General features: G+C 72.4%; 15 protein-coding genes. 6 read left to right on the forward strand and 9 right to left on the reverse strand.

What is annotated here, in order from left to right; genetic code table 11:
- Positions 1-38: 38 nt before the first annotated feature.
- The 3 genes from AC3CF1_RS17180 (at position 39) to AC3CF1_RS17190 (ending at position 3,854) form a co-directional block, all read left to right on the forward strand.
- The gene (locus AC3CF1_RS17180) at positions 39-566 is read left to right on the forward strand and encodes a hypothetical protein (RefSeq protein WP_488450824.1); all 528 of its coding nucleotides are present in this window, start codon (positions 39-41) and stop codon (positions 564-566) included.
- A 36-nt stretch (positions 567-602) separates the two neighbouring features.
- Positions 603-2,828 (forward strand): AAA family ATPase, encoded by a 2,226-nt coding sequence (locus AC3CF1_RS17185; RefSeq protein WP_488450825.1) that lies wholly within the window; start codon positions 603-605, stop codon positions 2,826-2,828.
- Positions 2,829-2,930: 102 nt separating this feature from the next.
- Positions 2,931-3,854 (forward strand): SMP-30/gluconolactonase/LRE family protein, encoded by a 924-nt coding sequence (locus AC3CF1_RS17190; protein WP_328533362.1) that lies wholly within the window; start codon positions 2,931-2,933, stop codon positions 3,852-3,854.
- 65 nt (positions 3,855-3,919) lie between these two features.
- Here AC3CF1_RS17190 and AC3CF1_RS17195 read toward each other — a convergent pair whose 3' ends face one another.
- From AC3CF1_RS17195 to AC3CF1_RS17235, 9 genes are all read right to left on the reverse strand, one after another.
- Positions 3,920-4,429 carry a GNAT family N-acetyltransferase gene (locus AC3CF1_RS17195; protein ID WP_355159303.1) on the reverse strand — a complete coding sequence of 170 codons (510 nt, stop codon included), beginning with the start codon at positions 4,427-4,429 and terminating at the stop codon, positions 3,920-3,922.
- Between the two features lie 149 nt (positions 4,430-4,578).
- Positions 4,579-5,466 (reverse strand): hypothetical protein, encoded by an 888-nt coding sequence (locus AC3CF1_RS17200; protein WP_355159305.1) that lies wholly within the window; start codon positions 5,464-5,466, stop codon positions 4,579-4,581.
- Entirely contained in the window at positions 5,435-6,034 is a 600-nt protein-coding gene (locus AC3CF1_RS17205) for a DUF3618 domain-containing protein (protein WP_210927095.1), read from the reverse strand. Before AC3CF1_RS17205 ends, AC3CF1_RS17200 begins: the two co-directional genes overlap by 32 nt.
- Positions 6,035-6,056: 22 nt before the next feature.
- On the reverse strand, positions 6,057-6,452 hold the full coding sequence (locus AC3CF1_RS17210) for a phage holin family protein (RefSeq protein WP_488450826.1): 396 nt from the start codon (positions 6,450-6,452) through the stop codon (positions 6,057-6,059).
- On the reverse strand, positions 6,449-7,084 hold the full coding sequence (locus tag AC3CF1_RS17215; RefSeq protein WP_488450827.1) for a hypothetical protein: 636 nt from the start codon (positions 7,082-7,084) through the stop codon (positions 6,449-6,451). Before AC3CF1_RS17215 ends, AC3CF1_RS17210 begins: the two co-directional genes overlap by 4 nt.
- A gap of 177 nt (positions 7,085-7,261) precedes the next feature.
- A complete protein-coding gene (locus AC3CF1_RS17220) occupies positions 7,262-7,675 on the reverse strand; it encodes a DUF3263 domain-containing protein (protein ID WP_488450828.1) in 414 nt (137 codons plus the stop codon).
- Between the two features lie 111 nt (positions 7,676-7,786).
- Positions 7,787-8,803 (reverse strand): DUF2705 family protein, encoded by a 1,017-nt coding sequence (locus AC3CF1_RS17225; protein WP_406083040.1) that lies wholly within the window; start codon positions 8,801-8,803, stop codon positions 7,787-7,789.
- Positions 8,800-9,810 carry an ABC transporter ATP-binding protein gene (locus AC3CF1_RS17230; protein ID WP_488450829.1) on the reverse strand — a complete coding sequence of 337 codons (1,011 nt, stop codon included), beginning with the start codon at positions 9,808-9,810 and terminating at the stop codon, positions 8,800-8,802. Before AC3CF1_RS17230 ends, AC3CF1_RS17225 begins: the two co-directional genes overlap by 4 nt.
- 121 nt (positions 9,811-9,931) lie before the next feature.
- Positions 9,932-10,717: a DeoR/GlpR family DNA-binding transcription regulator gene (locus AC3CF1_RS17235; RefSeq protein ID WP_088950447.1), complete on the reverse strand. Its 786-nt coding sequence runs from the start codon at positions 10,715-10,717 to the stop codon at positions 9,932-9,934.
- A 200-nt stretch (positions 10,718-10,917) separates the two neighbouring features.
- Between AC3CF1_RS17235 and AC3CF1_RS17240 the strand changes: the two genes are divergently transcribed.
- The 3 genes from AC3CF1_RS17240 to nagA are packed head-to-tail and all read left to right on the forward strand — an operon-like array spanning position 10,918 to position 13,974.
- On the forward strand, positions 10,918-11,847 hold the full coding sequence (locus AC3CF1_RS17240; RefSeq protein ID WP_488450830.1) for an SIS domain-containing protein: 930 nt from the start codon (positions 10,918-10,920) through the stop codon (positions 11,845-11,847).
- A gap of 55 nt (positions 11,848-11,902) precedes the next feature.
- Positions 11,903-12,868, forward strand: coding sequence for an ROK family protein (locus AC3CF1_RS17245; protein ID WP_488450831.1), 966 nt, complete (start codon positions 11,903-11,905; stop codon positions 12,866-12,868).
- A complete protein-coding gene (gene nagA, locus AC3CF1_RS17250) occupies positions 12,865-13,974 on the forward strand; it encodes an N-acetylglucosamine-6-phosphate deacetylase (protein WP_488450832.1) in 1,110 nt (369 codons plus the stop codon). The genes AC3CF1_RS17245 and nagA overlap by 4 nt, the downstream gene beginning before the upstream one ends.
- Positions 13,975-14,242: the final 268 nt, after the last annotated feature.

Raw genomic sequence — 14,242 nt, forward strand, 5'->3', positions numbered from 1 at the left:
GCTGACCGGCTCCGGCCGTGGCGGGAAGGAGGTCTGTGGTGAGGGGTGACCTGGACGAGACGCTGGCCCGACTGGCCCGGCGCGAGGAGGCGCTACGCCGGCGGGTCAACGACCGTGCCGACACCACACCGCCCTCGGGTCAGCCCGAGCTCGCGCGCGGCGACGAGCGCGACGAGGTGCCGGGCAGCAATGGTCCCCGCCACGCGGGGGCGGACCCCTCGGCCGACGTGGCCGGTTGGGGGCCGGTCGAGGAGGTGGCCGAGGCGGTGCGTCAGATCGTCGGCGCCCACCCGGGGCTGGCGGTGACCGTGCACGTGGAGCACGCCGGGCGGACGTACCCGTTGCGGGTTTCCTGGGACGGGCCGGACGTCACGGTCGGGCCGGTGCCCCCGGCGGCACCGCCGGTGGCACCGGTGACACCTCCACCGACCTGGCCGCTGTCCGGCCGGACCGTTCCCGGCTGGGCGCCCGGCCCGAACGGGTTGACCCCGGACCCGGCGGCCCGGCTGGCCGAGCTGATCCGACGGGACCCGTCGCTGTTGGACGAGCTGGATCCGCGGCGCTGACCGGCAAGGCTGGCTGTCGGCGGCTACGGTCGGGCAGTGGCGCAACCCGACCTGACCTTGACGGCGAGCCTTCGGCCGGCCGCGCTGGACGCCCGACGGGGCATCGTCCGGCTGCACCCGGAGGCGCTGACCGCGCTGGGGCTGCGCCCCGGCGACCCGGTCCGGCTTGTCGGCCGCCGGGAGACAGCCGGGATCGTGGCGGCGGCGGCGCCGGGCGCGAGCAGCGCCCTGCTGTACGCCGACGACCTGATCCTGGGCAACCTGGGCCTGCGCGACGGCGGTCAGGTACTCCTCACCCCGGTGCCGCTGACCCCGGCGGGCCGGGTCGTCCTGGCCGGCCCGGTGGAGGTGGTCGCGGCGGTCAGCCCGGAGATGCTCCGGCTCGCACTGCTGGGCAAGGTGCTCACCGCGGGCGACGACGTGTCGCTGCTGCCGCAGGACGTGCTGCCGGACGCGTCGGTGCGCAGCCTGGTCGAGGCGGCTCGACGCAGCCTGGCCAACACGGTCGGCTTCGCCTGGACCAGCACCCTGCTCACCGTGGTCGCGATCGAACCGTCGGCCGGCGCTCTGGTCACCATGAACACGGTGATCGCCTGGGAGCATGGCGCGACCACCCACGGCGGGCCCACCCCGGTCGACACCGCGCCGGGCCGGCCGCGCGGGGCGACCGACGCGACGCCGGCGGCCGACGTGCCGGACGACGCGCCGGACGTCGACGAGCTGCCCGGGCTGCGGGCCCAGGCCGAGGAGCTGACCGAACTGCTCGACCTCGGCTTCCACCACCGGGAGGTGCTGGGCCGGCTGGGCACCACCATCTCGTTGGGCGTGCTGCTCGTCGGCCCGGCGGGCTCGGGAAAGTCGGCGCTGGTCCACGCCGTTGCCGCCCGGGTCGGGGCCCGCGTCCATCCGCTCTGGGCGCCCGAGGTGGCCGCGTTGACCAACCAGGCCGCAGCCGACCGGATGCGCGGCGCGGCGGCGAAAGCCCGGGACGGCGGGCCGGCCGTGCTGCTGGTCAGCGACGTCGAGGCGCTCGCACCGGCGGAGAGTCCCGGCCCGGTTGCGACGGTGTTCCGCCAGGTGCTCACCGAGTGCATTCGAGCCGGCGTCGCCGTGGTCTGCACCACCAGCCGACCGGAGGCGGCCGATCCCGCACTGCGTGCGCCTGACCTGCTGTCGCTGCGGATCAGCATCCCGCTCCCCGATCAGGCGCTGCGCCGCGAACAACTCACAGTGCTCACCCGGCAGGTGCCGTTGGCCGACGACGTCCGGCTGGACGAGGTGGCCGCGCGTACCCCCGGGTTCGTCGCGGCGGACCTGGCCGCGCTGGTCCGGGAGGCCGGGGTACGCGCGGCGCTGCGGCAGAAGTCCGCCGAGACGCCCACGGTGTCGATGGCCGACTTCAGCGCTGCACTGGAGGTGGTCCGACCGACCACGATGGCTGCGTCCACACTGGATCTGGCCTCGGTGACCCTCGACGACGTGGGTGGCCTGGACGAGGTCAAGCAGACCTTGACCGAGTCGGTGCTGTGGCCGTTGACCTACCCGGACACGTTCGCCCGGCTCGGGGTGCAGCCGCCACGCGGCGTGCTGCTCTACGGGCCGCCAGGCTGCGGCAAGACCTATCTGGTGACCGCGCTGGCCGGGTCGGGGCGGGCCAACGTGCTGTCGGTGAAGGGCGCGGAACTGCTCTCCAAGTGGGTCGGCGAGAGCGAGCGCGCGGTCCGGGAGCTGTTCCGCCGCGCTCGCGAGGCGGCTCCCACCCTGATCTTCCTGGACGAGGTGGACGCGCTGGCCCCGGTACGCGGCCAGGCCACCGACGGTGGCACCACGGACCGGGTGGTCGCCGCGCTGCTCACCGAACTGGACGGGGTGGAGACGCTGCGCAACGTGGTGGTGGTCGGCGCGACGAACCGGCCGGACCTGGTCGACCCGGCGCTGCTGCGACCAGGCCGGTTGGGACGGCTGGTCTACGTGCCACCGCCGGACGGGCCGGCCCGCTCGGAGATCCTGCGGGCCGCGTCCCGACAGGTGCCACTGGCCCCGGACGTCGACCTGGCTGCCCTCGGCGACGAGCTGACCGGCTTCTCCGCGGCGGACTGTGCGGCGCTGGTCCGGGAGGCGGCGCTGGCCGCGATGCGTGAGTCGCTCGCCGCCGCCACGGTGACCGCCGAACACGTCGCGGCCGCGCGAGCGCGGGTACGCCCGTCACTCGACCCGGCCCAGGTCGCCTGGTTGGCCGCGTACGCCGCCAACCGGGAGTGATCAGAGAAGGACAACCTTTCGCAACATCCCGAGCGTTCCTAGGACGTCACTTTCTTCAGTGGAGTCATCCACTGCGACGTCAGGCGGTGTTCCTTGCGTAAGTTGTCCTCTCTCCTCCTCGTCCCCCTGGTGGCGGCGGCGACCCTGGTCACGGTTGGTGCACCGGCGACCGCTCATCCGGCGAAGCCATTCCCGGCTCGGATCGCCCTGCCGAACGGATTCACCCCCGAAGGGCTGACGATCGGTCGCGGGACGACCGTGTACGTGGGATCTATTTTGGACGGAGCGGTGTGGCGGGGCGACTTACGCACCGGCCGCGGGTCGGTGCTGATCCCCGGCACACCGGGCACCGACAAGGCGGGCCTCAAGCTCGACCCGCAGGGCCGACTCTGGACAGCCGACTTCTCCGGAGGCGGCGCCAGCGTGTACGACGCGGGCACCGGCGCCAAGCTGGCCCACTACCAGTTCACGGATGAGCCGGGCAGCTACGTCAACGACCTGGTGATCACGGACCGGGCGGTCTACTTCACCGACTCGGGCCGGCAGGTCCTGTACGTCGTACCGCTGGGTCCGGGTGGTCGCCTGCCGGCCCCCACCGCGTTCCGGGTCCTTCAGCTCACCGGCCCGGCCGCGACGCCGGACGTCTACCACAACGGGATCGTGGCGCTGCCGGACGGGGATCTGTTGGTCGCGCAGATGCTCAGCGGCCAGCTCGTGCGGGTCGACCCGCGCACCGGCGGCAGCCGCGTCGTCGACCTCGGTGGCTACTCGGTGGAGCGGGCCGACGGGCTGGTGCTGCGGGGGCGCACCCTCTATGTGATCCGCAACCTGACCAACGTCATCGCCGTGGTCCGGATGAACGCCGGCTACACCGCCGGGGTGGTCCAGCGGGAGATCACCGGCCCGCAACTGCGGTCGCCGGCCACCGGCGACCTGCTCGGCTCGGCGTTGTACGTGGTCAACGGCCGGTTCGACGTGGAGTCGACGCCGAGCACCGACTACGACATCGTCCGCGTGCCAGCCTGATCCAGGCGGTCGGCGGTGGCCCACCGCGGTCGCCGCCGACCAGGGTCACCGTCGACCGGCCTCGCTCAGAGCGCGGGCGGCGTCGAGTCGAGGCAGATTTCGGCGCGCACCTTTCCGCCGTCCTCGCGCAGCTTCGCGCCGCATTTCTCGAGTACGGAGACCGCGCCGAAATTGTCCCGGGTCGTCTCCGCCACGACGGCCCGCATGCCGGCCCGTGCGGCCTCGTTCAGCAGCTCGCGCAGGGCGACGACGCCGATCCCCTGGCCCCGGGCCGAGCGCCCGAGCCACATGCCGGTCTCCACCGTGCCGGGCTCGTCACAGCGAGTCATCCGGACCATGCCCATGACCTCGCCGCCGACGAGGATCGCGTACATCTGGGAACCGGTCGGGCCGTCCAATCCACCGAAACTGGCCCGGTGAAAGTCCCGGAACGCCTCCCGGCGGGCGAGCGACCAACCTGCGGGCGCCTCGACCGGAGGCATCACGTCATCCGGCTCGGCCTCGGCAGCCGCTACGGAGAGCAACGGCTCCAGGTTCTGCTCGTCCACCGGCTCCAGCCGGACCGCACCCGCCACGTGCCGCAGTCTGCCGGCCTCAATGGTCGAAGTCCACCCCATTGGGCATCCAGTGGCGGTCCGGTCAGTCGTACCGGCCGGTCGGGCGGCGTGGGTGTTCCTCCTCACGCTCCGTTGTCACCCGTCGGGGTAGAAAATTTCTGATCCGCCTACTCGAACTCGCAGAACACCACCGAGGCGTCGTCGGTGGGCTTGTGCCGGCGCAGCCGATCGGGGTGGTCGCGCTCGGCGGCCCGGACCCGGTCGATCAACCCGCCCGGCCCGTCGGTGCTCAGCAGGTCCAGCAGACCGGCCCAGTCGGTCAACCCGAACTGCTCGACCGCGCTGGACGCGCCGTCACTGAGCAGCGCCGCCCGGCGTACCGCCGCCGGGCCGTGCCGTGGCAGGGTCCCGGTCACCGCGTGGAAGGCCGCGTCGGGGTCGGCCGCCGCTACCCAGTAGCCGTGGGTGCGGTTCATCCGCTCCCGCTGGACGCTCACGGCGTGCCGGAACCGGGTGACCGGGTCCGCCCCACCACCCGGCACGGCCGCGACCGTCTCCCGCAGCTCCGCCATGGCCGTGTCCAGCCGGTTGTCGGTCACCACGCTGACCTGGCCGCCGGTGTCCAGGACCAGTGGACTGTCGCAGAGCACCAGGTAGTCCACCTGGTCGCCGCAGTCACGCAGCAGGCAGACCGTGCTGGACGGGGTGCCCGGATGGTCGAGGTCGCACTGCCCGCCGTGGTCGGCGCGTACGGCGAGGATGGCCGCGGCCAGGTTGCTGGTCAGCCGGGCCGCCGGGCGGACCGCCTCCGCCACACCGATCCGGGCGGCCAGGTGCCGGACGTACCACTCCGGCCCGTGAACGCAGCCGGTGTCGAAGCCGTCCGGCACTGTCGCGCCGTCCAGGACGCCGACCAGCGGACCGAACCGGAAGACCAGGTCCTCGTTGACCGGCCGGGCCGGGGCCGGCGCGGACGCGGAGCGAACCCGCATCACCCGCCCCGGCCCCGACGCGTCCATCGGGTCAGCGCTGCCGAACGTCGTCGGCGGCCGCATGCGCCTCTCCCTGCACCTGACGGGCGGCCGAGCGGCCCTGGTCGCCTACCGCCGACATCCCGTGCTGGGCGCTGGCGCGCACCGACTGTGCCGCCTGCTGTGCGGGCTCCCGCAGGTTGTCCTGCACCTGGTGGCCGACCTGACTCGCCTGCTCACGCAGCTGATCGGAGTGCTCGCTGACCATGTCGCGGGCCCGTCCGGCGAGTTGCCGCTCGCGCCCGCTCGGCGGGATGAGCGAGGCAGCCAGCAGACCGACGCCGAAGGCGACCAGGCCAGCGGCCATCGGGTTGCCCTGAGCCCGCTCGCGGGACTGCTGCCCGAGAGAACGGGTCTCGTCGCGGACCGAGCCAGCCGCGTGGGACACCCGCTGGCCGGTCTCCTGGCCCATGTGACTCGAGCTGCCCATCATCTTCTCCTTCGCTCGGGTGAACGCATCCCGGGCCTGCCCGGCACGGTCACCGGCGATCCGACGCGGGTTGACCTTGTCAGTCAGCGCGTCGACGTCATAGCTCAACTCGGTGCGGGTGGTCTCGATCTCCCGCCGGATCCGATCCGGATCACTGGACATGATCTGTCTCCTCCCGATTCGTTCACCGACCCCGCAGGGCGTCCGGCAACTCCCGGGCAGTCTGTTTCGTCCGGGGCAGAACCGCACGCGCCCGCTTCAGCTGGGCCCGGGCGTTGATGAAGAGACCACCGGCAACGGCGGCCCAGAGGACCGCGACGATCAACGCCGCCCACCCCTGGTCCATCGTGTTGGACAGCCCCCACCAGAGGGCGTACGACACGAAGAGCACCGCCAGGAACCCGGCCAGCCCGGCGCCGCCGAACATGCCGCCAGCCTTGCCGGCCTGGCTGACCTCTTCGCGGAGTTCGGCCTTGGCCAGCTCGACCTCCTTGCGCACCAGGGTGGACATGTCCCGGGTCACATCGCCCAGCAGCTCGCCGACCGAGGCCTGGGTCCGTTCCTTCTCGGGGGCGCTCACGGGGCCACCCCACCCGGCAGGTCGGACGACTGTCGGCCGGCGGGCGAGACGTTCTGCGCCCGTGCCGTACCCACGTAGGGCTGACCAGTCTCCGCCGGCGCGGCCTGCGGTTGCGACGGCCCGCCGGCTGCGCTGCCCGTTCCACCGTTGCCGGAGGCCGACGCCGTCAGGCCGCGGGTGAGCCGCCCGACCAGCAGTCCAGCCACCGCCGCGCCCGCGAGGAACGTCCCCGGGTGGCGGCGCGCGTACGTGCGGACATCATCTAGCACCTCGCCGGGCTCGCGCTCGTCGAGCCACCCGGCGGCCTGCTGGGCGGCGTCGGCGGCCTTGCGCACCACCTGACCGGCGAGTCCGGAATCGCCGTCCCGTTCGGCCATCGAGCTGAGGTTCTGACCCAGGTCGCGAAGTCCCTCAGCGGCTCGCCGCTGCTGCGTCTGCGCCTGGTCACGAAGCTGCCCAGTAGCCTGGCCGGTCAACTGCTGGGCCTGCCGCCGTGCCTCGGCGGCCACCTGCCCGCCCTGTTCGGCAGCGGTATGTGCGACCTGACCCCCGGCCTGGGTGGCCTGCTGGCCGACCCGGGAGGCCTCCTGTCGAGCCTGTTGGGCTCTGCCGCTCTGGTTCGTAGCCGTCATCCTCCGCTCCCTTCCTGAGTCCGGGGCCGCGTGGCGACCTCGGAACGCCTCCCGCCTACCCGCCTGGTCGACCGGCATGCGGTTCAGCCGTCCGGCCTGGCCCGAGGATCGGCGACGGAGGCAGCAACGCGACAAAAGGAAGGAATCAGACGCCAGGGCGCCAAGGGAGTAACGCGGTCAGCGGCGCCGGTTGCGGGCGCGCGACGAGCGCAGGCGGCGCAGCCGGCCGATCAGCAGCGGCTCGGCGGCGAGCGCGGCCGGGTTGTCCAACAACCCGTTGAGCAGTTGGTAGTACCTGGTCGACGAGATCCCGAAGGTGTCCCGGACGGCCTGCTCCTTGGCGCCGGCGTGCCGCCACCACTGCTGCTCGAAGGCGAGGATGGCCCGCTCCCGCTCGGTCAGCCCGGGCTGCGGATCAGCGGGCGGCGCGGGCTCGTCGATGGTGTCGGCGGACAGCGCCGACTCGTCGGTGGTCTCGATGGACGGCGCCGGCCGGGGAGTCGGGACGATCGGCCCGGCACCACCCGCCGCGTCACCCGGACGAGCGTCGGTGGACGGCTCGGGAGTGGCGGGGGTGGCGTCGGCGGACATGTCGCTCAGCCTAGTCAGCGGCGACCAGGGACGCAGCAAGCGGCGCGGCCGCTCCGCACCGTCGGGAAACCCCGACGGCCGGGCCGGCCGCGCCGCGTCACTTCGGTCAGGTCATGAGATGTCGCGGCGACGCATCGCCCAGAGCGCCGCCCCGAGGATCACCACCACCCCGACCGAGAGCAGGACAGAGGACTGCTGCCAGGTGATGTCCAGAGTGTCCGGCTTGCACTCTCCGTAGTAGGTCGCGTTGCAGGAGTTCCAGTCCTGGAGGGTGACGGTCTTCGTCATCCAGGCCAGCGCGTACGTGGGCAGCAGGAATGCCTCGGCCCAGCGCACGTTCGCCATCGCCAGCAGGATGCCCAGGCCGAACTGGCCGACCACCATCAACGCCACGACACCGCCGAGTGCCATCGCGGTGTGCCGGCCCAGCGACGCCAGGGCGAAGCCGATGGTGGTGAGGACCAGCACCAGCACCACACCGCGCAGCCCGGTCAGCATGAACGACTGCCAGACACCCGAGGTCATCTTCTCGGTGCTGCCCCGGAAGGACGCGACCGCCCAGAACCCGGCGAACCAGAGCACCGCGGCGGGCAGCGTGACCGCCAGGATGCCGGTCAGCAGCGCGGCCAGCTTGGTGAGCAGCACGGTGAGCCGCTTGGGCCGCCAGAGCAGCAGATTCATCATGCCACCGGTGCTCCACTCGGCACCGACGAAGGACGCGCCGATCACGAACCCGACCAGGGCGAGGATCGCCGCGAACGGGATCAGCGTCTCGTCGAACGTCTCCCGGAAGTCGAACGTCGAGGGCAGGAACCACTGCGCCTCGATCTGGTCCCGCGACGGCGGCGTGATCATCGAGCAGTCGTCCGGGTAGCGGCCGTCGTTCGGCGTGCCGGCCGTCTTGGCCTGCTCGCACGCGACGCGCTCCTGCTCGATGTAGCGCACCTGCTCCTGGTACTGCTGGTCGGCCTGACGCTCAGCCCGGGCGAGCTGCTCGGCGCCGAGCTTCTGGTTGCTGAAGAAGACCCCGATCACCACCGCGGCCAGCACCAGCAGACCGAGCAGTGTCATGTACCGGCTGAAACGCCGCTTGGTGAGCCGGCGCAACTCCGTCCGAAAGAGGCTCACGCGCCCCACCCTCCTCCGGCGGGGCCGGGCTGACCCGCCCCGCCGACCTTCATGGACTCGTCGACCTGCCGGTGCTGACCGGGGACCGGCGCGGTGGCGGTCAGTTCGAGGAAGACGCTCTCCAGATCGACGGCGATCGGCGCCAACTCGCTGACATAGAGGTTCTGCTCGGCGAGCAGCCGTGTCACCGAGGCCGGCTTGTCGACGCCGGCGAGCATCAGGTGGTCGGGGTGCTCGGCAACCTGGATCCCCGCCCGGGTGAGCACCTCGGTGGCCGCCGGCAGGTCGCTGACCGCTTCCAGCCGGATCCGGACCGCACTGGACGAGTGCTGCGCGAGCACCTCGTCGACCGGGCCGAAGGCGACCCGCCGACCCAGCGAGATGATGGTGACCGAGTCGCAGATCAGCTGGATCTCGCCGAGGATGTGGCTGGACAGCACCACTGTCATGCCGGATTCGGCGAGGGTACGCATCAGCGTGCGCATCTCCCGGATGCCGCCCGGGTCGAGGCCGTTGGCCGGCTCGTCGAGGATGAGCAGCTTCGGGTTCTTCAGCAGGGCCGAGGCCACGGCGAGCCGCTGCTTCATGCCCAACGAGTACGTCTTGACCCGCTCACCGGACCGGTCGCGCAGCCCGACGAGTTCCAGCACCTCGTCGACCCGGGTGGCCGGCACCTCGCCGGCACCGGCCAGCAGGGACAGCGTGTCCCGTGCTGAGAAGTGCGGGAAGAACTGCGGGCTCTCCACGATCGCGCCGACCTGGCCGGCGACGGCGGGCAGCGCGTCGGGCACCTCGTGCCCGAGCAGTGACATCCGCCCTCCGTCGGGCCGGATCAGGCCGAGCAGAGTACGCAGAGTGGTCGTCTTGCCGGATCCGTTGGGGCCGAGGAAGCCGTGCACCTGCCCCGCGTCGACCCGCATGTCGAAGCCGTCGAGCGCGTTGCGGGTGCCGCGTCGACGACTCTTGTACGTCTTACGTAGACCTTCGATCTCCAGGACAGCTGGCAAGCTGCACCTCCCCCGATGGGTGGGCGTGACAGGCGACACCATACGCGGTATGCAGACGGCCGCAATACGCGGTATGCATCGACGCGCCGATCGGGCTACTTCATCGACGGAACGTGACGGCTCAGGCGCAGATGACCTGTACGCCGGCGGCGCGGAACCCCTCCACCACCGTCGGGTCGGCACCGGAGTCGGTCACCAGCGTCTCCACCCGTTCGACCGGGCAGATCCGGGCGAAGGCGTGCCCGCCCAGTTTGGACGAGTCCGCGATGATGACCACGCGCTTGGCCCGGGCCACCATCAGGTTGTTCATCGCCGCCTCGCCCTCGTGGTGGGCTGCGGCGCCGAGCTGCGGGTCGATCGCGTCCACGCCGAGCAAAGCGACGTCCAGGGTGACCTCGCGCAGCAGCGCCCCGCCCAGCGGGCCGACGAGTTCGAACGACTTCGGGCGCACCACCCCGCCGGCCACCACGACCTTCATCCGGGACCGGACCAGCAGCTCGTTGGCGATGTTGAGCGCGTTGGTCACCACGGTGAGCTGGGCACCCTCGGCACTGGTGTTGAGGTCCGGCCGGACGGCGAGGGCCCTCGCGACCTCGGTGCTGGTGGTGCCGCCGTTCAGGCCGACCACCGTGCCCGGCGTGACGAGCGCTGCGGCGGCAGCCCCGATGCGCTGCTTCTCCGCCGAGTGCTTGGCCGTCTTGTAGCGCAGGGGCAGGTCGTACGAGACGCCGTTGGCGACCGCGCCGCCCCGGGTCCTCGTGATCATCTGCTGCTGGGCGAGCTGGTCGAAGTCACGCCGGATGGTGGCCTGGGAGACGTCGAGCCGCTCGGCTGCCGCCTCCACGCTGACCCGGCCGTTGTCGGTCAGCATTTCGAGCAGGGCGTTCCATCTGGCGTACCGGTCCACCGCGGGGGCCCTCCCAGTAACTGCACGGACGGTGATTGATTGCGTGCACACTAGTGCGCGAAACTAGGCTGGCGCAAAAGACTGACCTGCGCGATCGGCTGGTCGGTTGCCACGGCCACCCGCGTTCGCGCAGAATAACGCGCGAAATGCGGGTCTAACGAGCCGTATTGCGCACCGGCCGCCCCTGCGAGGAGTTTCCCATGGCGTACGTGGACGCGGAGATCGCGAGCCAACCCGACTGTTGGCGGGAGGCCGCCGAGCTGGCCGACGTCGTACGCGGTGACCTGCCGCGCCCCGGTGAGCGGGTCGCCGTCGTCGGTTGCGGCACGTCGTGGTTCATGGCGATGGCGTACGCGGCCCGCCGCGAGCAGGCCGGCCAGGGCGAGACCGACGCGTTCCAGGCATCCGAGTTCCCCGCCGGCCGCCAGTACGATCGACTGATCGCGATCACCCGCTCCGGCTGCACGACGGAGGTGCTGGACCTGCTCGCCGCGCTGCGTGGGCGTACACCCACCACCGTCATCGTCGGCGACCCGGCGTCCCCGGCGGTCGACCTGGCCACCGCCACGGTCGCCATGCCCTTCGCCGACGAGCGGTCGGTGGTGCAGACCCGCTTCCCGACCACTGCCCTGGCCCTGCTCCGGGCCCACCTGGGCGACCCGGTGACCGCGCTCGCCGCCGACGCCGAGGTGGCCGTGCGCTCCCCGCTGCCGATCGACCCGGCCACCATCGGGCAGGTCACCTTCCTCGGTCGGGGGTGGACGGTCGGGTTGGCCCAGGAGGCAGCGCTGAAGTGTCGCGAGACGGCCACCTTCTGGGCCGAGGCGTACCCGGCGATGGACTACCGGCACGGCCCCATCTCGGTCGCCGCGCCCGGCCGGCTGGTCTGGGCGTTCGGCGAGCTGCCCGAGGGTCTCCCCGAGGACGTGGCCGCCACCGGCGCCGCCTTCGTGCACAGCCGCAGCCACGGTTGGCGCACGGTGCTCGGCAGTTGGTCCGCCGGTCGCACCCCGGTCGACCCGATGGCCGACCTGATCCTGGCGCAACGCTTCGCTGTCGCGCTCGCCACCAGCCGGGGTCTCGACCCGGACGCGCCCCGGCACCTGAGCCGGTCCGTGGTGTTGGCGTGAGCGCGAGGAGTGAGCCGGGTTTGCGAGCCCCGCAGTCGCGAACCGAGCTGGCCCAGTGAGCGACGCCGTGGACGCCGACCAGGTGGTCGTCGCGCTGGACGTGGGCGGCACCGGCATGAAGTGCGCCCTGGTCCGGCCGGACGGCGTCACCGTACGCACCGAGCGGCACCCCACCAACGCCAGCCGCGGCCCGACGGCAGTGGTCAGCACGATCCTGGACGTGGCCGAAGGGCTTGCCGAGAAGGCCCGCGCCGACGGCCTCACCCCGATCGCTGTCGGCATCGCCGTGCCCGGGGTTGTGGACGAGGCACGCGGAGTCGCGGTCTGGTCGGCGAACGTGGGCTTCCGGGACGTACCCCTGCGGGACCTGGCGGTCAAGCGGCTCGGCCTGCCGACGACGCTCGGCCACGACGTGCGCGTCGGTGGTCTCGCCGAGGCCCGGCTCGGCGCCGGGCGCGGCACCGGGCACGTGCTGTTCGTGGCGATCGGCACCGGCATCGCCGCCGCGCACGTCGTCGACGGCAGAGCCGCCGTGGGTGCCCACGACGCCGCCGGGGAGATCGGCCACATCCTGGTCCGACCCGCCGGCCCGCGCTGCGGCTGCGGTCGACCCGGCTGCCTGGAGGCGATCGCTTCGGCCTCCGCGATCGGACGCCGCTACGCCGAACTCGCCGGTGCGACAACTGACGCCCCGGTGACAGCCGCCGAGGTGGCCGAGCGGGCCGCGGCCGGCGAGCCACTCGCCGGCGAGGTCTGGCAGGAGGCCGTCGAGGCACTCGCCGACGGCCTTGCCACCGGGCAGGCGCTGTACGACGTGGCGACGATCGTGCTCGGCGGCGGCCTGGCCCAGGCCGGCGACCGGCTGCTGACCCCCCTGCGGGCAGCGCTGCACGAGCGAATGACCTTCCACCGGGAGCCGCGGCTGGTCGCGGCTGCCCTCGGCGACGAGGCCGGCTGCCTCGGTGCCGCCCTGCTCGCCCTGGACGCCGTTCGCGTCCGTGACCACCAGGAGAAACGATGACCGTACGGGTGAACGGCCGCGTGGTGACCCCGACCGGTGTCATCCGACAGGGCTGCGTCGAGTGGGACGGGGATCGGATCACCGCGGTGGCCGAATATCCCTCGGTCCGCGACGGGCACTGGATCCTGCCGGGCTTCGTCGACATGCACACCCACGGCGGTGGCGGGCACACCTTCACCACGGGGGATGCCGCCGAGGCTCGGGCGGCGGCCGACTTCCACCTCGCGCACGGCACGACCACCCTGCTGGCGAGCCTGGTCAGCTCGCCCTTCCCGCTGATGCGCGCGGCCACCGAGGCGTTTGCTCCCCTGGTCGACGAGGGTGTGCTGGCGGGCGTCCACTTCGAAGGGCCCTACCTCTCCTCAGCACGGTGTGGCGCGCAGAACCCGGAGTACCTGCGCGACCCGTCGACCGACGAGCTGGCCGAGCTGATCCAGCTGGGCCGGGGTGCGGTCCGGATGGTCACCCTCGCCCCGGAACGCGACGGCGCACTGGAGGCGATCAAGCTCCTCACCGCGCAGCGGGTGGTGGCGGCGGTCGGCCACACCGACGCCACGTACGAGCAGACTCGCGCGGCGGTCGCCGCCGGCGCCAGCGTCGGCACCCACCTGTTCAACGGCATGCGTCCCGTGCACCACCGCGAACCGGGTCCGGTGGTGGCCCTGCTCGATGAGCCCACCGTGATCTGCGAACTTGTCGCCGACGGGGTGCACCTGCACGACGGCATGCTGACCTTCGCGACCGCGACCGCAGGCCCGGACCGGGCCGCGCTGATCACCGACGCGATGGCCGCCGCGGGGATGGCAGACGGCGAGTACGAGCTGGGCGGCCAGGCCGTCACCGTGACCGACGGGGTGGCGCGACTGGCCCGTGACGGGTCGATCGCCGGCAGCACCCTGACCATGGACGCCGCCCTGCGGCACGCCGTGGACGCCGGGATCCCGATCTCGGACGCCGCGCGGATGGTGGCCACCACCCCGGCGCGGGCCATCGGCCTGGGCGACCGGGTCGGTGCCCTCCAGGTGGGCCTCCGCGCCGACCTGGTGGTGCTGGACGCCGACCTGAAGGTGGTCCGGGTGCTGCGCCGAGGCTCCTGGGTGGACTGACGCCGAGCCCGTCGACCACGCTCGTAGCGGTGGGGAGGTGACCGGCCCCTGTTGCGGCCGTCCACTGCGGCCACCTGTTGCGCAGCCTGTAGAGCTGCCCCGGATATGGGGCAGGCGGCGCCGGAAGCCCCGGCGATCGTGGAGAACCGTCCGCGCGGACCGCGCGGACGATCGATGTCGGCACATGGCGCATCACAACTGCCCCATATCCGGGGCAGCTCTACAGGACGTCAACACCAAGCTGCCGACTCCGGCGTTACGGAAGCGA

The sequence above is a fragment of the Micromonospora sp. MGP-C2 genome (genome assembly GCF_057766525.1).

Excerpts from the sequence above, each read along its gene's own strand:
- AC3CF1_RS17205 (WP_210927095.1), bottom strand. The coding sequence starts at position 6,034 with ATGTCCAGTGATCCGGATCGGATCCGGCGGGAGATCGAGACCACCCGC.
- AC3CF1_RS17200 (WP_355159305.1), bottom strand. The coding sequence starts at position 5,466 with ATGCGGCCGCCGACGACGTTCGGCAGCGCTGACCCGATGGACGCGTCG.
- AC3CF1_RS17215 (WP_488450827.1), bottom strand. The coding sequence starts at position 7,084 with ATGACGGCTACGAACCAGAGCGGCAGAGCCCAACAGGCTCGACAGGAG.
- nagA (WP_488450832.1), top strand. The coding sequence starts at position 12,865 with ATGACCGTACGGGTGAACGGCCGCGTGGTGACCCCGACCGGTGTCATC.
- AC3CF1_RS17220 (WP_488450828.1), bottom strand. The coding sequence starts at position 7,675 with ATGTCCGCCGACGCCACCCCCGCCACTCCCGAGCCGTCCACCGACGCT.
- AC3CF1_RS17240 (WP_488450830.1), top strand. The coding sequence starts at position 10,918 with ATGGCGTACGTGGACGCGGAGATCGCGAGCCAACCCGACTGTTGGCGG.